Consider the following 22,229-nt stretch of genomic DNA (forward strand, 5'->3'; position numbering starts at 1 on the left):
ATGCCGGTTTGCACCGGGCGGACGGCGTCGATAGTATGGCGCCGCTGTTGCACAGGAACCACGCCCCTCATGTCGAACGCCATCAACCTCAAGGACCACATCCGCGGCATCGCCGATTTCCCGAAGCCCGGAATCCTGTTCTACGACATCTCCCCGCTGCTCGCGCACGCCGAGGCGTGGAAGGAGGCGGTGAACCAGCTTGCCGAAGCGATCCGCCCGCACAAGCCCGATCTGCTGGTCGGCATCGAATCCCGCGGTTTCCTCATCGCCGCGCCGCTGGCTCTGGTGCTCGGCACCGGCTTCATCATGGTGCGCAAGCACGGCAAGCTGCCCGGCGACAAGGTGGCCCACTCCTACGACCTGGAATACGGCACCGACACCATCGAGGTGCAGGCCGACGCGGTGAAGCCCGGCCAGCGCATCGTCGTGCTGGACGATCTGCTCGCCACCGGCGGCACGATGGCCGCGGCGATCAAGCTGCTTCGCCAGGTCGGCGGCGACGTCCGGGCCGCGGCCTTCCTGGTCGAGCTGACCTTCCTGAACGGCCGCGACAAGCTCGACGTGCCCAGCGTCTCCCTGACCGCCTACGATTCGTAAACAGCGCAACCTGCGCTGATCACGCGGCGTCTTCGCCCAACATGAAGGCTCTTGCCCAATTGTTGGGCGCCCCGGCCGGAGCCTATGACCGGCTTTCTCAGCGCGTAGGCGTGGCACGAAGATTGCCTATGTGGATCGTCAACGTCGCTCGGAAGGGCGCAGCATGACCCACATGGCTCCGGTGATTCTCGAACACCACCCGCTCCTGGCCGTCCGGCCGCCCGAGACCGTATCAATGCGGGCAAGGGACGGGGCCCGCCTCGACGCCGACGTCTACCGTCCCGACGCGCCCGGCTCCTGGCCGGTCTTGCTGGTCCGCGTCACCTGCGGGCGGCGCACCGCCCTGACCAGCCATTACGCCCACCCGCGATGGTACGCGGCGCGCGGCTATGTGGTGGCGGTGCAGGACGTGCGCGGCCGCGGCACCTCGGAAGGCCGCTTCCGCCCCTTCGAGACGGAGCGCGAGGACGGCGCCGACGCGGTCGCCTGGGCGGCGTCCCTGCCCGGATCGAACGGCACGGTCGGTATGTACGGTTGCGGCTACGCCGGCATGGCGCAGTGGCTTGCCCTGGCCGAGCGGCCGGACGCGTTGCGCGCGATGGTTCCGGCGCTGGCGGGGTGGGACGTCTTCACCGACTGGGCCTACGAGGGCGGCGCGTTCCGGCTCGCCGACGCCATGGGCTGGGCGCTGCGCTGCGCCACCGAGTCGGCCCGCCGGCTGGAAGACGGCGCCGCCTTCCGCGCCCTGCTGCAATCCACGCGCGACCTGCCGCTCGGCGACGAGATTCCCTCCCGGCCGAAGGTCCTGCGCGACTATGCGCGCCATTGCCATTACGACGACTGGCTGACCACGCCCGGCCCGGCGCCGAGCTGGGACGCCTTGTCGCCGCGTGACTCGCTGGCCGACGCTCCGGCGGACGTTCCGATCCTGCAGATCGGCGGTTGGTACGATCCACGGCTGAGCGGAACGCTCGACGCGCACGCGGCGCTGTCGGAACGATCGTCGGCGCCTGTCCGGCTGCTCGTCGGGCCGTGGGACGCCAACGGCGACGCGCCTTGGGCGGGGACGGAGGCGCCGTCCTTCGACAGCCTGCAACTCGCGTGGTTCGACCGCTTTTTGAAGGGAGAGTCCAACGGAGCGGAACGGGCCGGCCCCGTCCGGCTGTTCGACCTTCTGACACGGCGCTGGCGCGACCTGCCCGCGCTGCCCGCGCCCACCACGCCGCTCCACCTCGTTAGCGACGGGCTGGCCTGCCGGCGCCAGGGCGGCGACCTTGGGGACGTCGCCCCGGAGGACGACTTCCTTGACGTGCTGGTGCACGACCCGCGCGATCCCGTGCCGACGGTCGGTGGCCACGCGGTGCCGGACGCCGGCCCACGCGACCGCGCCACGGTGGACGCGCGCCCGGATGTGGCGACCTACACGACGGCGCCGGTCGCGGAGCCCCGGCTTCTCGCCGGCCGAGTCACGCTGGAGGTCTGGGTCGAGGCGGACTCCCCGTCCTTCGACGTCAGCGCCGTGCTGTCGGCGGTGCTTCCCGATGGCCGGGCCCTTCCCCTGGCCCAGGGGCACGCCCGCGTGGAGCCCGGCGACAACCAGCGCCCGCTGACGGTGACGTTGCGCGCCGTCTGCGCGACCTTGCCGGCGGGAGGCGCGCTGCGCCTCAGCCTCGCCGGGGCGAGCTACCCGGCCTATCCGGTCAACCCGGGTACGGGGGCGGAGCCGGGCGAAACGCGGCTGGTCGATGCACAGCCGATCACGCTGCTGATCCACGGCGGCGGCAACCGGCCGTCGCGTCTGCTGCTGCCTGTGGCGGAGGCCTGAACGGGACGGTCAGGCCTCCTCGGCGTCCTCCGCGGCCGGCGCCTTCGACACGCCAACCAGACAGACGTCCAGGCTGCGGTCCAGGAAGCGCATCATCAGGTCGCGAAAGGGCGTCTTGTCGCCGACCGACCAGGCCCGCTCCACAAGCCCGCGGTACTGGTCCGCATCCTCGGCCCGCACCACCACCGGCGGGAATCCCGCCCGGTTCAGGATGAGGTTGCAGAGAAGAAGGGCCGTCGCGGCGTTGCCTTCGAAGAAGGGTCGGACGCTCATCAGCCGGTGGTGTGCCTCGAAGGCGGACTCGGGACTAGGCTCCGTGCGGCGCAGCCAGCCGGACAGAGCCGACATCGACACGCGCACCTTCGCGGGGTCGGGCGACGCGCCGACGCTGCCGTCCTTCAGCGGCCCTTCGCGGTACCGGCCGGCGTCATCGTCGATGCCCTGGTAGAGCACGCCGTGGAAGGCGGCCACAGTCCGCTCCGTCACGACTCCGCCGGGCTGGTAGGACAGGCGGGCCATCAGTTCCAGCGCGGACCGGTGGTTCAGGACCAGACGCTGGGCCTCCGGCGGGCGATGGCGCAGCACCGTGCCGCGGTCGAGCACGGTGCGCACCTCGTCCGACGCCAGTTCACCGCCCTCGACCGCGTTGCAGGCCTTGGTCAGTTCCAGTTCGAACCAGTCCGCCAGATCGCGCACGACCTCCGGCGGCAACGGCCTGGCGTCGTCCAAAGCCCGCTTTTTCTGTGTGATGTCGTCGAGCAGCGCCATATGCCGGAACTCCGCAGATCCCTTTCATGTAATAATGCGTGCCCGTCCCGCCGGAAAGAACATCCTTGTTTGGCGATCACAAAGGGCGCGCGCATCGCCGCACCCCCTCCCTGCGGTTTTTTGCCGCTTGAATCGGCGCCGTTGCCGGCTCTAGGATCCCGCGCAAAGTAAAAAGCGGCAACAATATTCACGCATTCCGGCCCATAGGGAGGATTGATGCCATGGAAAATGTCGCCTGGGATGAAAATATGAGCGTCGGAGTCGCCGTTCTTGACGACGACCATAAAAAGCTGATCGACATGTTCAACGGCCTCCTGAAAACGGGCATCGCGGAAAAGGACCGCGAAAGCCTGTCCGGCCTGCTCGGCGGACTCAATGATTACACGAAAGTGCATTTCGCCCGCGAAGAAGATTTGATGGAACGCCAGAAATACCCGAACCTTGAGCAGCACCGGGCGGCGCACCGTTATTTCATCGACGAGGTGCAGAAGCTCTGCCAGGACAATGACGACAGCAACGAGATGATGCTGCGCATCGACCTGATCCTTTTGCTCAAGGAATGGCTGATCGAGCACATCCAGAACGTCGACGCCCAGTACACGCCTTTCATGGCGGACGCCGCCCACTGACACGGCACGCCCGGTCGCATTGAAAAGGGCTCCCCTTCCGCGCGGGAAGAGGAGCCCTTTTCCTTATGGTCCCAAGCCGTTTAACGCGTCGTCGCGCGCGTCCCGCTCAGGTCACTGGTCGTCGTGGATCCCGCCGTCGTCCCCGACGTCGTGCCCGTGCCCCCCAGGGTGGATCCGGTCGTGGTGCCGGAAGACGTCCCCGCCCCGGCCATGGCGGACGCGCCGGCGGTGGTCGTGCTGCCGGTCCCGGTCAGGCCGCTTCCGGTCCCGCCATGCTGGCGGACGCGCAGGTTGTTCTGCACGTGACGCACTCCGGAGATCGACTCGACGATGTCCTCGGCCCGCCGTTTCGCCATGCGGTGATCGACGTCGCCGGACAGGGTTGCCTCTCCGTTCGACACGGTGACGGTGATGTCCGACGCGTCGATGTAGGGGTCGTCGGTCAGACGGTCGTTGATGTCCTCTCGCACCCGGTCGTCGGACCGGTTGTAGCCACGCGGGCCACGGCCGTGATGTTGCCCGCCGCGTTGCGCGCGCATCTCGTCCTCGCGACGGCGGCGTTCCGCATCCTCGTCGCCGAACCAGGACGCGATCTCGTCACCGGCGCGCTCCCAGAAGCCGCGATCCTCGCGGTAATCGCGCCGGCCGCGGTCGCCGCTGTGGCCCCAGTCGCTGCTCCAACGCCGACTCGGGTCGCGGTCCTCGCCATAGCCATACTCGGAGCCCATGCCCCGGTAGCCGGCGAAGCCCCGGCCCTGGCCGTAGCCTTCCTCGCGATCCGACCAGGAGCGGCCGGACGTGCCAATGCCATATTCGCCGCGCCCATAATCGCCACGTCCGTAATCGCTGCGTCCGTAATCCTGGCGGCTCTGGTCCGAACGGCCCCAATCGGAGCGGTTGCGGTCGGACCAGCGATTTTCCGAAGAGCCGTAATTGGATGGCCCATATTCCGAAGACCGGAAACCCGAAGAACCGGAATCCGACCGGCCCCAGTCGTTGCGGCTGCCGTAATTGCGGTTCACGCCCGCGCTTCCGATGCCGGAACCGCCCATCCCGGACCCGAACTGGCGGTCTCCAGAGTCGCGCCCCCCAAAATCACGCCCTCCAAAATCACGGCCGCCATAGTCGCTTCCCATGCGGTCCTCGCGGGCGTAGCCGGCGCCGCCATAGCCGCCGAAGCTGCTTGATCCTTCCCGGCCGGCATAGCCGCCGTAATCCCGGCGCTGCTCGCTACGGTTCTGATCGCGGCCCCAATCCTGGTTCCGTCCCCAGTCCTGGTTGCCGCCGGTGTCCTGGCTGCGATAGGTCTCGCGCCCGCCCTGCCAGTCGGACCGGGACGAGCCGTAATCCGAACGCCCGGTTTCCGAACGCCCGGTTTCCGAACGCCCGTAGCCACTCCGGCTGTCATCGCGATTGTAGCCGCCCTGGCCCTGGCTGCCTTCGCCGTAGCCACCGCGCATCGATTCGCCGCGATTGTAATCACCACGGCCATAATCGCCCACATCGTAGGCGCCCCGTCCGTAATCCCCGCGCCCGTAACCTCGGCTTTCGTCGCGGTGGCTTTCGTTGCGGTCTTGGGACCCGGCGCTTCGGCCCTGCCCGCTCCAGTCGCGGTTTTCACCGCGCAAGCGATCGTCCTCACTCCAGGAGCGGCCCTCGTTCCTCCACCGATTTTCGTTCTGAGCCATGGTGCAAACGTCCCGTTTGTCGTTTCCCTGCCGTCCCACGGGCCGTCCCGCGAAATCGGCTTCTGGTCAACAGGGACCCGCCAAAAGACGTTCCCCCTTCAAAACGGCACGCAAATTGCTATGGTAAGACCAGTCATCCACGCAGACTTCGGCCCCGGTTCATCGAACCGGGGCCTTTTTTTGGGATGTCCGTGGCGGCCCGGGCGGCTGGTCAGGCCACGGCAAGCCAGCGGCGGATGGGGGAGCGGGACAGAGAGGAATTGCTGTAGGCCGGAAGATGGGTCACTTCGGCCCCGACCCAATCCGGCAGCGGAACGATCTGCTCGGGGTGCGAAAGCTCGATCTCCGCGATGACGAGCCCGGCGTTCTCGCCGCCGAACACATCCACTTCCCAGCAATGGCCGTGATGATGGACGAGGTAGCGGGTCTTCTCAATCAGACCGGTGCCGCAGGCGGTGCGCAGCAGGCGCGCGGCATAATGTTCGGGAAGGGTGTATTCCAACTCGTCGCGGCACAGCCCGCGGCGGCGGCTCTTCATGGTCAGCGTGCCTACTGATCCGGCAAGACGGACGCGGACCGTGTGCTCCCCATCCGACGGCAGATAGCCCTGCACGATGCGGACACCATCCCGGCAGAGACGACGGATGTCCTTGCGGACCAGAAAGCGTCGTTCAATCTCGATGGCCATGACACTCGCCTTTCGGCATAGCTGAGACGCGGGATCATAGGTCAACCGGCCAGAGACGACAAGGTCGCAAGCCGGGCATGACTCAATCGCCAGCCATGCGGTATTACCATTTCGTCACAGGCCCCGCAAGCGCACCCATGGCCGTGGGCTTGGCTCCGGAGTGGGAGTGGATGGCCGTTTTCGGGTAGAGTAATCCCATGTCCCGTGATCCCACCCCATGGCTGATCCTGTTCGCGCTATACGGCGCGCCCCTCCTGCACATCCTGCTGTCGCCACGCGGCGGGTCCTGGCGCCCGCCTCCCGGGTCGCGTTGTCCCTTCGGGCCGCGCGTGGGATGGCTGGTGATGGTGCTGATCCTGGGGCCGATCGGCTGGCTGATGTTCGTCTTGCGCCGCACGCCGCGCCGGAGCTGAGAACACAAAAGGCGGACCGCACCGGAGGCGCCGTTCCATCGACCTGAAACGGAGCCTCCGGTGCGTTCCGCCGGACACGTCCGGTGCCGGAACTGTCCTGGGCCGTCCTTACCGAAGGCCGAGGAAGGACAGGATCAGCAGAACGACGACGACAACGCCGATGATGTAGAAGATATTGGCCGGCATCCTTTGGTTCTCCTCCGTTGATGGCCCCGTCGGTGGGGCGGACCTTGCCGATCCCGTCGGCATCGCACCGGAAACCGTGCGGCGCCGCTCAAGGTTCCGGCCTGTTTTTCGCGGTTAAATCCGTCCCATCAACAGCAGGACGATCAGGATGAGCAGCACCACACCGACAATGCCGCTCGGCCCATACCCCCAGGAACGGCTGTAGGGCCAAGCCGGCACCGCGCCCAAAAGCACCAGAATCAGAATGATCAGCAAGATGGTGCCAACGGTCATGGCATCCTCCGAAGTGACGAACATTCGCACAGCAGAACGCGAACTCGACAGTTTTGTTCCTCTCCACTGCGTGTGCTTCCGGGCGACCCGTGAAAATTGGGCGAGCAAGAACATGCCTTTCGGATTAACGGGCTGGTTGCTCGCGGAGCGCTTGCGGCTTCGAATCAGCTCACCCTTCGGTGGCATCGGCCGAAAGGGTACAAAGGAGGGAAATTTGCGACATAAGGCATAGGCAATAAGTCATTAACCAACTTCGCGGAATGTCGGCTCAAATTTTATCCAACAGCGCTCCGCGAGACCGACCATGGCTGCCACGCCGTCTTCAGCCGGACTGTTCTCCCTCTACACCCGCGTTTTTCGTGAAGCCAATCGCTTCCAGCCCCAGCTGGCGGGCCTGCTTCTGCTGGGCGTGCTCGGCACGCCGCTCGGGCTGCTGATGCCCTTGCCGGTCACCATCGCGGTGGACACGGTCATCGGCGGCAAGCCCCTGCCCGGCCCGGTGGCCGGTGCGGTGCCGGAGTGGCTGCAGGGGAATCCGATCGTCCTGGCGGTCGGGCTGGTGGTGATCGCGGCGCTGCTGACGCAGTTGCACGGGTTGGCCGACCGCATGCTGCGGGATTGGACCGGCCAGCGCATGGTCGCCGATTTCCGCGCCAAGCTGTTCCTGCACGCCCAGCGCCTCGCGCTCGTCCGGCACGACAGCAAGGGCATCTCCGACGCGCTGAACCGGATCGAGGACGACGCCAGCGCCATCCAATGGCAGATCAGCCACGTGCTGCTGCCCTTCGTCACGTCCGCCGCCTATTTCGCCGGCATGGTCTGGGTGACGGCGCTGATCAACGCGAAGCTGGCGATCGTCGCACTGGCTGTGTCCCCCTTGTTCGCCCTGCTGACCGCCCTGTCGCACCACCGGCTGCGTAGCCGCTGGGATGCCGTCTGCGAAAAGGACAGCGCGGCCAAGTCCGTGCTGCACGAGACACTGTCGGCCCTGCGCGTGGTCCGCGCCTTCGGCCAGGAGGAGCGGGAGGTCGCGCGCTTCGCCCAGCGCACCGACGACCTGATCCGCAGCTTCATGCGCGCCGCGCTGGCGGAAAGCGGCCTGGGCTTCCTGGTGTCGATCCTGCTGGCCTCCGGAACGGCAGCGGTCCTGTGGATTGGCGTCACCGACGTGCAAGCCGGAGCCCTGACGGTGGGCGAACTTCTCCTGGCGCTCTCCTACCTCGCCCAGCTCTACCAACCGCTCCAGAACATGGGCCACCAAGTCGCCGCCCAGCAGAAGCTGATGGCGAACCTCCGCCGCGCCTTCTCCCTGCTGGACGAGACGACCGACCCGGCGGAGCGCCCGCAGGCCAAGCCGATGCTGCGCGCCCGGGGCGACGTCGCCTTCTCCAACGTGTCTTTCGACCACGGCACCGGGCGTCCCATCGTGCAGGGCATGACCTTCGCCATCCCCGCCGGCAGCCGCGTCGGCATCGTGGGCAAGTCGGGCGCCGGCAAGTCCTCCCTGGTCGGGCTGCTGACCCGCCTCTACGACCCGCAGGCCGGCGCGGTCTATCTGGACGGCGAGGATCTGCGCGACCTGCGGCTCGCCGACCTGCGCCGCCAGTTCGCCATCGTCGGCCAGGACACCATCCTGTTTTCCACCACCGTGGCCGCGAACATCGCCTACGGCCGCCCCGACGCAACGATGAACGAGATCGTCGCCGCGGCGAAGGCCGCCGACGCCCATGACTTCATCATGCGTCTGCCCGCCGGCTACGACACGCCGGTGGGGGAGCGCGGCATGCGCTTTTCTGGCGGCGAGCGCCAGCGCATTGCGCTCGCCCGCGCCTTCCTGTGCGACGCGCCGATCCTGATCTTGGACGAGCCGACCAGCGCCGTGGACCTGCGCACGGAGCAGGCGATCATGGACGGGGTTGAGCGGCTGATGGACGGCCGGACCACCTTCATGATCACGCACCGCCTCGCCACGCTGCGCGATTGCGACATGCTGATCGAGATGGAGGCCGGGCGCATCACCAACATCACCACCGACGTGCGCCGTTGGGTTTCCGGAATGACCTTGGCCGCGTAAGGACGAATTGTCGGAAATTGTGATTTCGTTAACCAAGATGAAAGCCCGTTTCCGCTAACGTCCGCCCCTTCACGCAGGGCGTCTTGCCGAAGGGAGTCGCGCGGATGGCACGCTGGATGGGCTTTCCTCTTCTGGGATTGGGGCTGTTGATCGGGCTGTCCGCCCCGGCACTGGCCGAAACGGCGGTACCTGCCTCGACGGCCCCGCCATCGGCCCTTCCCGTCGCCTGCGCGGGCGACGGATCCGCGCGGCGCTGCACCGCCTCGGCGGTCGAGGACTTCGCGAACAACCGCGGCGGCCAGAGCGAACTCAGCCTCAACGCCGTCCGCGACGGGACCTGCACCACCCTCCACATCGTCTTCGACGGCCCCATCGCGCTCGACCAGCCGGTGACGCTGACCGTTGACGGCGCGCCGCCGCAGCGCTTCTACACGCCCGGCGCCCTTAGCGAACTGGCCCGTGCGCTCGACGATGGGAAACTCCCCGACGACGCGCCGCCGGAGTTCACGAGCTTTCTCCAGCAGGTGACCAGCGGTCGCGTGAAGGACTCCGACGCGGGTCCGGAGATGCTGACCCGCTTCGCCGCGGTCAAGGAGGCCCGCCGCGTGGGCCTGACCTGCGGGCCGATGGAACGCCTGCTGCCGCTGCTGCGGACCGGCCACACGGCACGGCTGGAATTCCAGGTCGCCAACGGAACGGAGCAAAAAGTCTATCACTGGGTGCGGCTGGACAGCCGGGTGGTGACGTTGCGCGTCGATGACCTGCTGGCGTCGCTCGACCGGGCGATGCCTGGTTCCTGATTGGAGCCCATAAGCGGCCTCGCGAACGGACGGGGTCGCGATTCCGGCTTACCCGGAAGAGCGGATTGACATATCCTCGTATTCGCGACGGAAGTAAGCCGTCGCGGAGGGATGGAGCGTGCCTGTCCGCATCCCCACCATAAGAACCGGCAAGATTTCGTTGGATCATAACGCAGGAGGAGTGCGTCGCGTGTTCGCCTTTGCGCGCAAACTGTGGTCGGACCCGGAACCCGTCGTGGCCGCGGTGCCGCGCGGTGTGCGTGTCTACGCGGTCGGCGACGTTCATGGCCGGTTCGATCTGCTGGAGCAGCTTCTGGGGCAGATCGAGCGCGACGCGGAAGCCGCGGCCGACCTCGTCAAATACGTTGTCTTCCTGGGCGACTATGTGGATCGCGGTCCGCAGTCGCGGCTGGTGATCGAGCGCTTGGCGGGCCCGCCCCTGCCCGGCTTCGGCGCCATTCACCTGCGCGGCAACCACGAGGCCGCGATGCTGGACTTCCTGGCGGACGTCCAGGTCGGCGGCGCCTGGATCGCCTACGGCGGCAACGCCACCATGGCCAGCTACGGCGTCGTCCCACCCGCCGAAGACGCCCCGCCGGAATTTTTGGAGGAGGCGCGTCAGCAGCTCCTCGCCGCACTGCCCGACCATCACCTCGCCTTTCTGAAGCGCCTGCGGAATTGCATCGCCATCGGCGACTATCTGTTCGTGCACGCGGGCATCAAGCCCGGCGTTCCTCTCGACCGCCAGACCGAATCGGACCTTCTGTGGATCCGGCGGGAGTTTCTGCACTCGACCGCCGACCATGGCAAGGTCGTGGTGCACGGCCACACCATCGCGGAGCAGCCGGAGGTGCGGTCGAACCGGATCGGGATCGACACCGGCGCCTTCGCCACCAACCGGCTCACCGCCCTCGTCCTAGAAGGCACCGAGCGGCGCTTCCTCTGCACGGTGTAAAAAGGGTCAGCCGAAACTGGAGGTCGGCGCCTCGGGCGCGGTCTGTGTCAGCAGCGTGGTCAGCCAGCGGAAGTCGTTGGACGCGCCGCCGGACTGCAAGGCGCTCTGCACCACCTGCATGGCCTCGTCCGCGTTGGACATCCGCGGGTCCGGCGTTTGGGCGTTCGCGTCCGACCCATCGTCGGCGGTGCTTTGGGCGAAGACGCTCACCGCGCCGATGCCAAGCCGATGCTGGACCGTGGACGACGTTCCGGTCGCCGCGGCCGCGACGTCTCCCAGCTCTGTCCCGCTGCCGCTCGAATCGCCGACACCGTTCAACTGCTCCAGCATCGCCGCGAATTGGCCGGCGAGTTCCCCCGCCTTCCGGGGCGCGCCCGTGCCTTTGCGCTCCAGAAGCTCTTCGGCCCGGATGCGCATCTGCTGGGAAGCATCGGCGTTTGCCAAGATCGACATGGGACGGGAACCCTTGGAGCGTTCGGCAATCCTGGAAGGGTCAAGCAAACGCCGCGCCACCAACGCGCCGTGGAAAAACGGGGACTTCCCGGCGGGAGGCCGCCGTTACCCGGCAAAAATTGCCCTACGCCCCGGCAAAAACGGACCGGCGCGCAGGGAAAATTTTGACGGGTGTGGGGTGGTGCTTCTCATACGGCCGGCGCATGAACAGTTCCATGATCGGCCGGCCGTATGCCCCTTTCGCACATGGCTGCGCCATGTGTTGTCGGGTTTGAACCGAAGGCGTTTGATGGAAGCCATCAAACGCCTTCGGCATCAGTCCCGGAAGTTCACGTATTGCAGCGGCTGCTCGATCTTCAGGCCGCGGACCACTTGGATGGCGTCCTGCAGGTCGTCGCGCTTCTTGCCGGTCACGCGCAGTTCATCGCCCTGGATGGAGACCTGGACCTTCATCTTGCTGTCCTTGATCGCCTTGACGATCGTCTTGCCGAGGTCCTGGGCGATGCCCTGCTTCACGGTGATCACCTGGCGCAGGGCGTCGCCGGCCGCCCGCTCCGGCTGTTTGGAGAAGTCGAGCGCGCCGGCGTCCAGCTTGCGGCGGGTCACATAGACGCGCAGCAACTCCTGCATCTGCTGCAGCTTCGGGTCGTCGTCAGCCAGCAGCGTTATGTCATTCTCCGTGCGCTCCACCGTGCAACGCGATCCCTTGAAATCGAAGCGCGTCTCGATCTCCCGGCGCATGCCGTTCAGCGCGTTGTCGATTTCGTGGATGTCGGTCTTGGACACAATGTCGAACGACGGCATGACGCCCTCTTTCCTCCAGCGGACAAATTTGGCAGACCCTAGTCGAGCCGGCCCGCCACCTCAAGCCTCCGGTTGGCCGCGCGCGTCAGGTCGGCCCATCACGTCGGCTGCCCGGGATGCTGGAACTCGATCCCGCCCGGTCCGCCGTTGCCGGGGCTGTTCTGGTAGGGCTTGTCGGGCATCTTCGGCTGCGGCAGCGCGTAGAATCGCGGCTCCCGGTCGTCCCACGACCGTTCGAAGGGCAGGCGCATCATCGGCTGCGTGCCGTTGCGCTGCGCCTCCTTCTGCGCCTCCTGGAGCTGTTCGGCCATGCGGCGGTCCCAGGGCAAGCGGTAGAGGTTCGGCGCGTGCTCCCACAGCAGGGTGAGGTAGATCGCCTCGTTCTCCACCAGTGTGGCGCTCAGCACCTTCGCCTCCTGGACGTGGGAACCCAGCCATTCCAGCGTGACCGGCTTCGCCCGGCCCAGCAGGGTCGCCGGGGCGGCATAGGCCGCCGGCAGCATCAGGGCGAACAATCCCAGGATGATCGCCCGCGCCATGCGGTTGCGCGCCCAGCGCAGCGCCGACAGCACCAGCAACAGCAGGACGATCGCGACAAAGCCGAATATGACGGTGAGGCTTTCCATGGGCGCACTCTCGAAAAAAGGCGGATCAATTCTTTGCGGATCGAAGCGGCTTGAACACGGCGTTCAGGGATCCCGGCACCAGTTCGCCCTTTTCCGTCAGGTTGAAGCGGAAGGCCGTGACCTCCTCCCCTTCATGGTCCAGGCGGACGCGTGTGGCGGCGACGGTGGCGGCACCCGATTCGTTCTCCGTCTTCACGCGCGCGACGACCCGGACCCAGATGGGAAAGACATTCTCAAGATTGCGGAACAGATGCACGTTGACCGTGTATTCGCCGGGAGGGATCCCCCGCGAATAGGAGGTTTCGAAATTGATTTCGGTCGGATCGGCGTAGGCGCCAAGGTCGTCGCGCAAAAGATTGAAGATCAGGCCCGATTTGTTGGAATAACCGACCGGCACGTCGCCCGGGGCCTGCACCCACAGGTCCACGTCGGTGCGCAGCTTGTCGTCCCAACGCGCCTCGATGATGACGTTGCCCGGCGGCTCCATTCCGGCTGCGGCGGAAGATGAGTTGTTCTGGTTGCCCTCCGTCTTCTTGGATTCGTTGATGAAGGGCACCGCCAGCACGGCGCAGGCGACGAACCCGCAGAGCAGAAGCGTCAGCAGGTCGCGCGCGACGAGCACCCCGGTCTGGTCCTCGCCAAGGAAGTCGTTCATGGAGTGGCCTCGCCGCTCAGCGCGTTGTAGGCGGCGGCCTGCTGGGCCGCGAAGGACACGCCCTCGTTGGACGGGGACATGGTCGGGGACACCCGGCGCCGCGCGTGCGCCTGGTCCATGATCAGCGCGCAGAGCGAGGCGGTGGCCCCGCGCAGCAGTTGCAGGTTGCAGGTGGTCCAGAGGCAGAGCGCGCCGCCCAGCATCGTCGCGTAGATCGCCACACCCAGGCCGCTCGCCAGCGTGGTGACCATGGCGCCGGCTGACGAGGCGTTGCCGACCATGTCCGGCGTGATGTTGGCCGCGAATAGGCTGAAGCCCCAGGCGGTGCCGATCAGGCCCAGCATGCCCAGAGCGTTGGCAATGTGCTGAAGGTGCGAAATCCGCGAGAACATCCGGATTTCCAGCGCGCGCTCGCTTTCCACTGTGGACATGCGTCCGCCGCCGGACTTGGCGCGGTCAAGCTCCCCGCCGATCTTCCAGACGCGGTAGGCGGACATGACCAGGCCGATCAAGAAGGTCGTGGCGATGACCGCGGTCGCGACCGCGATCGGCCCCGTCAGAACGCGGTCGAGCCAGCCCTGGATGTACAGGACCAGCACGAAGACCAGGGCGGTCAGGTTGAACGCGGTGAATTTTGCCTTGAGCAGCCACTGTTCTTCCATATGCCTGCCTCCTATGGGTTATCGAAAAGACTCCGTGCGCCAAGCGGACGGCCAAGCGGGCGGAGAGGGGTCGGCGGCGTGGCGGGGTGTGATCGGAATGGAAGATCCCGGCTGTATCGAGCCGGCGGCCGCCAAGGGAAAGGATCGCGCGGTTGTGGAAATCCGGCCTGCGCGGCGGCACAGACCCGTCGGGTCGGCGGGTTGCGGCGGTCGGTCGGGCACGCTCTCGCCTGCACAACAATAGGCGGTACAACCATCGGCGCACCTTCGCCGGCATTGCGCGATGACGGAGCCATCCAGGATTCATCCGTCAACCAATGAACCCCGGCCCCGGTCAAGAGTTCCCGACGCGTGTTCCCGGCTACGGGCTTTGTCACGGAACTTTCGGACATCCCCCTGGTTGAGCGGGAATCGGCGCGCCGGTGCCGGGAGGCTGCCGCCGAAACCCGGCGAAGCCCGGGCCGGCGGTATGATCCTCATCATCCAAGCAGGAGGGAGAGCATCATGCAGATCCGGGAGATCATGACCCGGCAGGTCGAGCTTGTGAAACCCGACACACCCCTTCAGGAAGCCGCGCGGATGATGCGCGACGCCAACATCGGCTTCCTGCCGGTGGGCGAGAACGACCGTCTGGTCGGCACGTTGACCGACCGCGACATCGCCGTCCGCGCGGTCGCGGAGGGAAAGGACGTGAAAACCGCCAAGGTGGCCGACGCCATGACGGCCAGCCTCGCCTTCGCCTTCGACGACCAGGACAGCAGCGAGGCCGCCCAGATCATGGCGGAAAAGCAAATCCGCCGGCTGCCGATCCTGAACCGCGACAAGCGGTTGGTCGGCGTGGTGGCGCTGGGCGATCTCGCCACCAAGACCGGTGACGACGACGTGGTCGGACAGACGGTCCAGGACGTCAGCGAGCCCACGAAGGGCAAGCGCTGATCCAGGAAGCCCCTTTTCCCAAATGGGAAAGGGGCTTTCCCTTCAGGCCCTCACTTGATTCCCTTGCCGTTCAGGAAGGGACCGTACTTCTTGTCGGTGCCCTGGATGTGTTTGACCAGCCAGTTCTTGAGGAAGTTCATCACCTCCATGCTGAGCGTGGCCGTGGCGCCGGAATGGTATTTCTGCTGGACGTCCAGCACCTGCTTGGCCAGGGCATCATGCTCCGCCTTGTGGGCGGCGAGATCCGGGTAGCCGTGCTGCTGGAAATAGCGTTCCTCGTTCGCGAAGTGGGTCTTCGTGTAGGCGATCAGCCCATCGAGGATCTTGCCCAGCGCGTCCTTGCCCCGGCCACCCTGCACGGCGTCGAACAGCTCGTTGACCATGGCGACGAGCTTCTTGTGCTCGTTGTCGAACTGCGTCACCCCGACGCTCAGTTTGTCGTTCCACTCCATCAGCGGCATCGCGTTTCCCTTCCTCGTGACGAGACGGACGTTTCCCCCGGCGGGATAAGACCCCGTTTTGAGAAATGGTAATCACTTCCGGCGGATGATTCAACGGGTGGTAGGCGTGTTTGGTTATTTCACACGGCATATGGACGGCGCCCACCGTGTCTTTCTCCCCGCCACATGACCCGGAACTTTTCCGGACCGCCGCTTGTTGACCCATCGTTTTTCGCAGAATAGGAACATATCATGAACACGAAACATCCCAACTCCGGTCATCCCGCCAACGCGCGCGATGACCGGAGCCACACCGCCGAAAACCCGAAGACCGGCGACGACCATTCCAACCGCGACAAGAACCCGGACGACTGGACCACCGGCGACGAGCCAATGACCGGTGCACAGGCCTCCTACCTGAAGACGCTCAGCGAGGAGGCCGGCGAGTCCTTCGACGGCGACCTCACCAAGGCGGAGGCGTCGAAGCGAATCGACGCGCTCCAGGAAAAGACAGGCCGCGGGACCTGACCTCCGGCCACCGCGTCCGGGAGTCTTGCGCACACGGGATCCTCCGCCAGCGCGTAGGCCAGCAGCGTTCGGCCAAAGTCGGTGGCCATGCGGATGCGGCCCGGTTCAGGCGTCGAAGAGCCCGGAAGGTCGCCCCGGTACTGAAGGCGCAGCAGGTCGCCTTCGTCCGACTCGGGGAACACCCCGGCGAAGGCGAAGCCCAGCGCCTCCAGCCGCCCGGCCATCATCTGGGTGGCCGGGTCGGCGAGCGGCAGGTCCAGGAAGACCGCTTCCGCCCGCCGCAGCACCGCCTCACGCAGCCGCGTCCGCACCACCTCGACCAAGTCCAGCCCGCTCGACGCCACGCGGATCATCGCCGCACCGAAATCGGGCAGGACCTTCAAGCGGATGTCCGCATGGACCGGCAGGCCCGCCAAAGCCCCGACGCGGGCCATGGCGATGCGGCGGTCCAACCCGGCGTGCCGGTAGATGCGCTCCACCATGGCCCAATGGGCCAGTGGGACGTGGACGGTGCGCGACGGTTCCGGGTTCAGGCGGATGTAGAAGAGCACGGCCGCCTGCCGCTGGGCGCCGGCACTATCGCCAGCGCCGCCAAAATCGGTGAAGGTCCGCTTCGCCGGGATGTAGCCGAGCATCACGCCCGTCTCCCGCGCGCCCATGGCGATGTTGGCCTTCTGCGAATGATCGTGGATGGTCACCGCCTCGCCATAGAGCCCAAGAAGCCCCTCCCGCCTCGCCTGGGCGAAAGCCACCTCTTTCAAGCGCTTGAACAGGCCGCCGCCGCGGTGCGCCGGGTCGACGATGCCCATGGTGACTTCCGCGATGCGGCTCGCCCGGTGCTCCCGCATCACGCCCTGATGCGCGACGATCTCCCCGTCCGGCGTGACGGCCACGACGGACCGCAGCCGCCTGCCGGCCAGCAGCTTTTGAACCTCGTCCGGCTCATAGACGAACGGCTTGTAGGTGTCCCCGTACACCCGCTGCATGCAGCGGGCAAAGGCCGGAGCGTCGTCCGCGACCATGGGACGGATGGCAACCATATCGGGGCACATGCAGCACTCTCCTTAACGTCCGAGAGGCGCATACCGCGCGTCTGCACGAAAAAGGAGAATTTCACTTCCGCTCACACGTCAACCCGGCAATCCGGAAATCAGCCGCGGCGAATACACCTACGACCCCCAGTGGCCGCAAGTTAGATAACTTTGCAACGTTTCGCCGTATAGATAAATTCAATGAAAGAAAATTTTTAGATGAAGACCGTTTATCATGAAGCACTCATAGCATACTTGAGTATTTTCACCCCGGGATTTCCCAACGAGGGCGAAGGGGGCGGCGTCAGGCCGCCGCGCCGTCGAGCCAGGCGCGCATCGCGCGGTTGGCTTCGTTCGCCAGTTCCGTGCGCTGGGGCACATCCTCGGCCAGGGCCGACGGGAACAGGGCGCGCACCTCCGGCGTGACCAACAGGTCGATGGCGACGACGATCCGCTCCCGGTCGGTAAAGTTCTCCACCTGGTGCGGGAAGCAGAAATCGCCCGTCCACGGCTGTCCCTCCGGATAGGCGGCGGACTCGTGCCCCAGCAGGGTCACCGCTCCGGCCGGCGCATGGATAGGGATCAGCATCCGGAAATGCTCCAGGTGGAGCGCCTGCGGTTCGGCGTGCCACGCGAGCGTGCCCTGGGGCGCTTGGCGAAGCAGGTCGCATCCCCAGGCCACCCAGCCCGGCCGATCCAGCAGCGCGCGCAAGCTGGACATGAAGTCCAGCGCCGGCCGCGGCGTCCCCTTGAGGCCGCTGGACGACCCCTCCCGCGGATGGTGCAGAAGGGCGATGCTCGTCCACCCCTCCCCGACGCCGTTCTGGTAATGGCCGCGCTCGTCCTGTGGAAGTGCCGCATCCAGCGCGGCGAACTCCGCCTGGAGCGCCGCCGCGTCCAACCTCAGGTCGGCGGGCGCGTGCAGGGTGAGGCCGCTGCCGACGGTGATCCGCTGCCAGGGGTGTGCCAAGTTGTCGGCTTCCGGGGTTTGCAGAACCGCTTGCTCCATGATGCCGACACCTTTTCCCGCAATGATCGATGCCCCTTTATCGCGATTTCCCTCCGTGCGTGCAAACGAATCGGCGCGGGCAGAGACGTCCGGGCAAAGGCCATGAAAAAAAGCCGGGCCGCGCTTGCGCACGGCCCGGCTTCATCGTCCGTCGGAAGACCGGGGCGGCTTACACCGCCATATCCTCGGCGTAGTGGCAGGCGACCAGCCGCTCGTCCACCGGACGGAGCGCCGGCACGTCGGTCGCGCAGTTCTCCCGCGCGTAGGGGCAGCGCTTGTGGAAGGGGCAGCCGGGCGGCGGGTTCAGCGGCGACGGCAACTCGCCCTTCGGCACCACCCGCTCCGCCCGCAGGGCCGGGTTCACGCGCGGCGTGGCGGCCAGCAGGATGCGGGTGTAGGGGTGGCGCGGCCGGTTGAAGACCACGTCCTTCGGACCATGCTCCACTGGACGGCCCAGATACATGACCATGATGGCATCGGCGATGTGCCGCACCACGCTGAGGTCGTGGGAGATGAACAGGTAGGCGAGGTTCAGCTCCTCCTGCAAATCCATCATCAGGTTCAGCACCTGCGCCTGGATCGACACGTCGAGCGCCGACACCGGCTCGTCCGCCACGACCACGCGCGGGTTCAGCATCAGCGCGCGGGCGATGGCGATGCGCTGGCGCTGCCCGCCGGAGAACATATGCGGGTAGCGGTCGACTTGGTCCGGCCGCAGACCGACCTTGGCCATCATGGCGATGGCCCGTTCGCGCCGCGCCTGCTTGCCGAGGTCGGTGTTGATGACCAGCGGCTCCGTCAGGATGGAACCCACCGTCTTGCGCGGGTTCAGAGAGCCGTAGGGGTTCTGGAACACCATCTGGACGGTGCGCCGCAGCTCCTTCATCTCCGCCGCGGTGCGCCCGACCACGTCGCGACCGTCGTAGAGCAGCTGGCCCGACGACGGCGGCTCGATCATGGTGACGGAGCGCGCCAGCGTGGACTTGCCGCAGCCAGACTCGCCGACGATCGCCAGGGTCTTGCCGGCCTCCAGCTGGAACGACACGCCGTCCAGCGCCTTTACGGTGGCCGCCGGCTTGAAGGCGCCGCGCTTGACCGAATAGTGCTTGCGCAGGTGGATGGCTTCCAGAACGACCGGGCCGGTCGTCGGCAGGGTTTCGGTGAGGGTGTCGGTCATCGCACAGCCTCCTCGACGCCCAGAGGTGCGCCGGGACCGGAATTGGACAGCGGGTAGAAGCAGCGCGCCTTGCCGGAATCGACGTCGAACAGGGCCGGCCGCTCGATGCGGCAGCGCTCCGTGGCGAAGCCGCAGCGCGGGTTGAACAGGCAGCCCTGCGGCCGGTCGCCGATGCCCGGCACCATGCCGGGGATGGTCGGCAGCCGCCGCTTGCCAAGCGCCCGCTCCGGCAACGCGTCGAGCAGCGCGCCGGTGTAGGGGTGGCGCGGCGCGTTGAACAGCGCGCTGACGGGCCGCGTCTCCGCGACCTGGCCGGCGTACATCACCACGACGCGCTGCGCGGTCTCCGCCACCACGCCCATGTCGTGGGTGATCAGCATCAGCGCCATGCCCCACTCCTTCTGGAGGCGGACCAGCAGGTCGAGGATCTGCTTCTGGATGGTCACGTCCAGCGCGGTCGTCGGTTCGTCGGCGACCAGCAGGCGCGGGTTGCAGGCGATGGCGATGGCGATCATCACGCGCTGGTTCATGCCGCCGGAGAGCTGGTGCGGGAAGGCCGACAGGCGGCTTTCCGGGGCCGGGATGCCGACCTGCTCCAGCAGTTCGATGGCACGGTTGCGCAACGCCCGGCCGGACAGCCCCTCATGCACCTTCAGCGTCTCCATGATCTGGAAGCCGACGGTGAAGCAGGGGTTCAGGCTGGTCATGGGCTCCTGGAAGACCATGGCGATGTCCTTGCCGGTGAGCTTGCGGCGCTGCGACGCGCTCATGGCCAGCAGGTCCTTGCCGCCGAAGCTCATCCGGTCGGCGACGACCTTACCGTTGGAGCCCAAGAGGCCCATGACGGCCAGCGAGGTCACCGACTTGCCGGAGCCGGACTCGCCGACGATGCCCACCACTTCGCCTTCGTCCACGGTGAGGTCGATGCCGTCGACGGCGCGGAAAGTGCCGGCGCGGGTGGTGAACTCGACGGACAGGTTCTTGATGTCGAGAAGAGGCATGATGACCCTGCGGGTTCAGCGTTTCAGCTTGGGATCGAGGGCGTCGCGAAGCCCGTCACCCAGCAGGTTGAAGGCCAGCACGGTCACCAGGATGGCCACGCCCGGCCAGGTCACGACCCAGGGAGCGCGCTGGAGGAACTGCAGCGAGGAGGCCAGCATGGTGCCCCACTCCGGCGTCGGCGGCTGCGCGCCGAGGCCGAGGAAGCCCAGCGCCGCGGCGTCGAGGATCGCCGTGGAGAAGCCCAGCGTTGCCTGCACGATCAGCGGCGCCAGGCAGTTCGGCAGCACGACGATCAGCATCAGCCGCAGCGGCCCGGCGCCCGCGACGCGGGAAGCGACCACATAGTCCTTCCCCGTCTCCGCCATCACCGCGGCGCGGGTCAGGCGGGCGTAGTGCGGGATCACCACGATGGACACGGCCAGCATGGCGTTGACCAGCCCCGGCCCGAGGATGGCGGCGACCACCACGGCGAGCAGCAGGCTGGGCAGCGCCAGCAGGATGTCCATCAGGCGCATGGTCAGCACGTCGACCATCCCGCCGAAGAATCCCGCGACCAGACCCAGCGCCAGCCCGATGGCCAGCGACAGCGTCACGACGATCAGGCCGATCATCATCGACAGGCGGGCGCCGTAGATCAGGCGGGACAGCATGTCGCGCCCGATGTCGTCGGTGCCCAGGATGAAGCGCCAGTTCCCCGCCTCCTGCCAGACCGGCGGGACCAGGATGGCGTCGCGGTACTGGATGTTCGGGTCGTGCGGCACGACCAGCGGGGCGAACAGCGCCAGCAGCGCGATGACCAGGATCACCGTCAGGCCGATCATGGCGCCGGTGTTCTGCCGGAAATGGTACCAGAACTCGACCAGCGGGTGCGGCGGCTGGGAGGTCGGAACCGTGGCGGCGATCGCCGTGGCTTGGACTTCGCTCGTCATGTCGTCACCTCACCGCGAATGGCGGATGCGGGGGTTGAGGACTCCGTAGAGGAGGTCCACCAACAGGTTCACGGCCATCACCGTGGAGGCGATCAGCAGCACCCCGCCCTGGAGCGCCGGATAGTCGCGCCGGTTGATGCTCTCGATCAGCCACTTGCCCACGCCCGGCCAGGAAAAGATCGTCTCCGTAAGGATGGCGCCGCCGAGCAGCGTGCCGACCTGAAGGCCGATGACGGTGACCACAGGGATCAGCGCGTTGCGCAGCGCGTGCAGACCGATCACCCGCTTGCCGGCCAGCCCCTTGGCCTTCGCCGTGCGGATGTAGTCCTCGCCCAGCACCTCCAGCATGGCAGAGCGCGTCATGCGCGCCACGACGGCCAGCGGCACGGTGCCCAGCACGACCATCGGCAGGATCAGGTGGTGCAGCGCCGACCAGAAGGCGCCGTACTCCCCGGCCAGCAGCGTGTCGATCAACATGAAGCCGGTCACCGGCTCCACATAGTACAGCAGGTCGAGGCGGCCCGAGACCGGAGTCCAGCCGAGCCCGACCGAGAAGAACAGGATCAGCAGCAGGCCCCACCAGAAGATCGGCATCGAATAGCCGGTCAGGCTGATGCCCATCACGCCGTGGTCGAAGATCGACCCGCGCTTCACCGCCGCGATGATGCCGGCCGGCAGGCCGACCACGGTGGCGAACAGCATGGCGAGCGCGGCCAATTCGATGGTCGCCGGGAACAGCGTCAGGAATTCGTCGAGCACCGGGTTGCGCGTCACCAGCGACAGGCCCAGGTCGCCGGACAGGACGCCGCCGATGTAGTCCAGGAACTGGTGCCAGAGCGACTGGTCAAGGCCCAGCTCGTGGCGCAACTGTTCCAGCCGTTCCGGCGGAATGCCACGCTCGCCCACGCGGACCTCGATGGGGTCGCCGGGGACAAGGCGGATCAAAAGAAAGGTCAGGAAGGTGACGCCGAGAAAGGTCGGAATCACCAGGCTCACCCGCGTCAGGATGAAGCGTAGCATCGGATGGTCACCGGGCTCGAAACGAAAGCAAGGGGGCCGCTGCCCCCTTGTCCCTTGCTTA

Annotated in this window: 25 protein-coding genes; 9 read left to right on the forward strand and 16 right to left on the reverse strand. The window is 66.8% G+C overall.

Going from position 1 to position 22,229, the window contains the following annotated elements:
* Positions 1–81 precede the first annotated feature (81 nt).
* Positions 82–597: an adenine phosphoribosyltransferase gene (locus M2351_RS40085; RefSeq protein WP_264662433.1), complete on the forward strand. Its 516-nt coding sequence runs from the start codon at positions 82–84 to the stop codon at positions 595–597.
* Between the two features lie 163 nt (positions 598–760).
* Positions 761–2,422: a CocE/NonD family hydrolase gene (locus tag M2351_RS40090; RefSeq protein WP_264661544.1), complete on the forward strand. Its 1,662-nt coding sequence runs from the start codon at positions 761–763 to the stop codon at positions 2,420–2,422.
* Between the two features lie 9 nt (positions 2,423–2,431).
* Here M2351_RS40090 and M2351_RS40095 read toward each other — a convergent pair whose 3' ends face one another.
* Positions 2,432–3,190: a Fic family protein gene (locus tag M2351_RS40095; RefSeq protein WP_264661545.1), complete on the reverse strand. Its 759-nt coding sequence runs from the start codon at positions 3,188–3,190 to the stop codon at positions 2,432–2,434.
* A gap of 221 nt (positions 3,191–3,411) precedes the next feature.
* Here M2351_RS40095 and M2351_RS40100 point away from each other — a divergent pair, with 221 nt between their 5' ends.
* Positions 3,412–3,819 carry a bacteriohemerythrin gene (locus M2351_RS40100; protein WP_264661546.1) on the forward strand — a complete coding sequence of 136 codons (408 nt, stop codon included), beginning with the start codon at positions 3,412–3,414 and terminating at the stop codon, positions 3,817–3,819.
* A gap of 80 nt (positions 3,820–3,899) precedes the next feature.
* Here the strand turns inward: M2351_RS40100 and M2351_RS40105 are convergent, their stop codons facing one another.
* Together M2351_RS40105 and M2351_RS40110 are read right to left on the reverse strand one after the other, a co-directional pair.
* Entirely contained in the window at positions 3,900–5,447 is a 1,548-nt protein-coding gene (locus M2351_RS40105) for a BON domain-containing protein (RefSeq protein ID WP_264661547.1), read from the reverse strand.
* A 271-nt stretch (positions 5,448–5,718) separates the two neighbouring features.
* A complete protein-coding gene (locus M2351_RS40110) occupies positions 5,719–6,195 on the reverse strand; it encodes a CYTH domain-containing protein (RefSeq protein WP_264661548.1) in 477 nt (158 codons plus the stop codon).
* A 197-nt stretch (positions 6,196–6,392) separates the two neighbouring features.
* On the opposite strand from M2351_RS40110, the gene M2351_RS40115 reads away from it, so the two are divergent.
* Positions 6,393–6,608 carry a hypothetical protein gene (locus tag M2351_RS40115; protein ID WP_264661549.1) on the forward strand — a complete coding sequence of 72 codons (216 nt, stop codon included), beginning with the start codon at positions 6,393–6,395 and terminating at the stop codon, positions 6,606–6,608.
* 300 nt (positions 6,609–6,908) lie between these two features.
* On the opposite strand, the gene M2351_RS40120 is transcribed toward M2351_RS40115, so the two are convergent.
* A complete protein-coding gene (locus M2351_RS40120; protein WP_264661550.1) occupies positions 6,909–7,067 on the reverse strand; it encodes a DUF3309 domain-containing protein in 159 nt (52 codons plus the stop codon).
* Positions 7,068–7,371: 304 nt separating this feature from the next.
* On the opposite strand from M2351_RS40120, the gene M2351_RS40125 reads away from it, so the two are divergent.
* From M2351_RS40125 to M2351_RS40135, 3 genes are all read left to right on the forward strand, one after another.
* Positions 7,372–9,141, forward strand: coding sequence for an ABC transporter ATP-binding protein (locus M2351_RS40125; protein WP_264661551.1), 1,770 nt, complete (start codon positions 7,372–7,374; stop codon positions 9,139–9,141).
* Between the two features lie 104 nt (positions 9,142–9,245).
* Positions 9,246–9,941: a hypothetical protein gene (locus M2351_RS40130; protein WP_264661552.1), complete on the forward strand. Its 696-nt coding sequence runs from the start codon at positions 9,246–9,248 to the stop codon at positions 9,939–9,941.
* A gap of 190 nt (positions 9,942–10,131) precedes the next feature.
* Complete coding sequence (locus M2351_RS40135) at positions 10,132–10,896, forward strand: metallophosphoesterase family protein (protein WP_264661553.1); 765 nt, start codon at positions 10,132–10,134, stop codon at positions 10,894–10,896.
* Between the two features lie 6 nt (positions 10,897–10,902).
* Here M2351_RS40135 and M2351_RS40140 read toward each other — a convergent pair whose 3' ends face one another.
* The 5 genes from M2351_RS40140 to M2351_RS40160 all read right to left on the reverse strand — a co-directional run bounded on the left by M2351_RS40140 (position 10,903) and on the right by M2351_RS40160 (position 14,096).
* Complete coding sequence (locus tag M2351_RS40140; RefSeq protein ID WP_264661554.1) at positions 10,903–11,349, reverse strand: hypothetical protein; 447 nt, start codon at positions 11,347–11,349, stop codon at positions 10,903–10,905.
* Positions 11,350–11,664: 315 nt separating this feature from the next.
* Positions 11,665–12,153 (reverse strand): YajQ family cyclic di-GMP-binding protein, encoded by a 489-nt coding sequence (locus tag M2351_RS40145; RefSeq protein ID WP_264661555.1) that lies wholly within the window; start codon positions 12,151–12,153, stop codon positions 11,665–11,667.
* Between the two features lie 98 nt (positions 12,154–12,251).
* Positions 12,252–12,779 (reverse strand): hypothetical protein, encoded by a 528-nt coding sequence (locus M2351_RS40150; protein WP_264661556.1) that lies wholly within the window; start codon positions 12,777–12,779, stop codon positions 12,252–12,254.
* A gap of 25 nt (positions 12,780–12,804) precedes the next feature.
* Complete coding sequence (locus tag M2351_RS40155; RefSeq protein ID WP_264661557.1) at positions 12,805–13,434, reverse strand: hypothetical protein; 630 nt, start codon at positions 13,432–13,434, stop codon at positions 12,805–12,807.
* Entirely contained in the window at positions 13,431–14,096 is a 666-nt protein-coding gene (locus tag M2351_RS40160) for a MotA/TolQ/ExbB proton channel family protein (protein ID WP_264661558.1), read from the reverse strand. The genes M2351_RS40155 and M2351_RS40160 overlap by 4 nt, the downstream gene beginning before the upstream one ends.
* A gap of 504 nt (positions 14,097–14,600) precedes the next feature.
* Here M2351_RS40160 and M2351_RS40165 point away from each other — a divergent pair.
* A complete protein-coding gene (locus tag M2351_RS40165) occupies positions 14,601–15,032 on the forward strand; it encodes a CBS domain-containing protein (protein ID WP_264661559.1) in 432 nt (143 codons plus the stop codon).
* 50 nt (positions 15,033–15,082) lie between these two features.
* Here the strand turns inward: M2351_RS40165 and M2351_RS40170 are convergent, their stop codons facing one another.
* Positions 15,083–15,493, reverse strand: coding sequence for a bacteriohemerythrin (locus tag M2351_RS40170; RefSeq protein WP_264661560.1), 411 nt, complete (start codon positions 15,491–15,493; stop codon positions 15,083–15,085).
* A 231-nt stretch (positions 15,494–15,724) separates the two neighbouring features.
* On the opposite strand from M2351_RS40170, the gene M2351_RS40175 reads away from it, so the two are divergent.
* On the forward strand, positions 15,725–16,000 hold the full coding sequence (locus M2351_RS40175) for a DUF3072 domain-containing protein (RefSeq protein ID WP_264661561.1): 276 nt from the start codon (positions 15,725–15,727) through the stop codon (positions 15,998–16,000).
* Here the strand turns inward: M2351_RS40175 and M2351_RS40180 are convergent.
* The 6 genes from M2351_RS40180 to M2351_RS40205 form a co-directional block, all read right to left on the reverse strand.
* On the reverse strand, positions 15,886–17,052 hold the full coding sequence (locus M2351_RS40180) for a GNAT family N-acetyltransferase (RefSeq protein WP_264661562.1): 1,167 nt from the start codon (positions 17,050–17,052) through the stop codon (positions 15,886–15,888). The genes M2351_RS40175 and M2351_RS40180 overlap by 115 nt on opposite strands.
* Before the next feature lie 283 nt (positions 17,053–17,335).
* The gene (locus M2351_RS40185; RefSeq protein ID WP_264661563.1) at positions 17,336–18,040 is read right to left on the reverse strand and encodes an aspartyl/asparaginyl beta-hydroxylase domain-containing protein; all 705 of its coding nucleotides are present in this window, start codon (positions 18,038–18,040) and stop codon (positions 17,336–17,338) included.
* Between the two features lie 169 nt (positions 18,041–18,209).
* Positions 18,210–19,217 (reverse strand): peptide ABC transporter ATP-binding protein, encoded by a 1,008-nt coding sequence (locus M2351_RS40190; RefSeq protein WP_264661564.1) that lies wholly within the window; start codon positions 19,215–19,217, stop codon positions 18,210–18,212.
* A complete protein-coding gene (locus M2351_RS40195; RefSeq protein ID WP_264661565.1) occupies positions 19,214–20,218 on the reverse strand; it encodes an ABC transporter ATP-binding protein in 1,005 nt (334 codons plus the stop codon). The genes M2351_RS40190 and M2351_RS40195 overlap by 4 nt, the downstream gene beginning before the upstream one ends.
* A 15-nt stretch (positions 20,219–20,233) precedes the next feature.
* A complete protein-coding gene (locus M2351_RS40200) occupies positions 20,234–21,148 on the reverse strand; it encodes an ABC transporter permease subunit (protein WP_264661566.1) in 915 nt (304 codons plus the stop codon).
* Positions 21,149–21,157: 9 nt separating this feature from the next.
* Positions 21,158–22,168 (reverse strand): ABC transporter permease subunit, encoded by a 1,011-nt coding sequence (locus tag M2351_RS40205; protein ID WP_209762455.1) that lies wholly within the window; start codon positions 22,166–22,168, stop codon positions 21,158–21,160.
* Positions 22,169–22,229: the final 61 nt, after the last annotated feature.

The sequence above is a fragment of the Azospirillum canadense genome, assembly GCF_025961225.1.
Taxonomy (GTDB): domain Bacteria; phylum Pseudomonadota; class Alphaproteobacteria; order Azospirillales; family Azospirillaceae; genus Azospirillum; species Azospirillum canadense.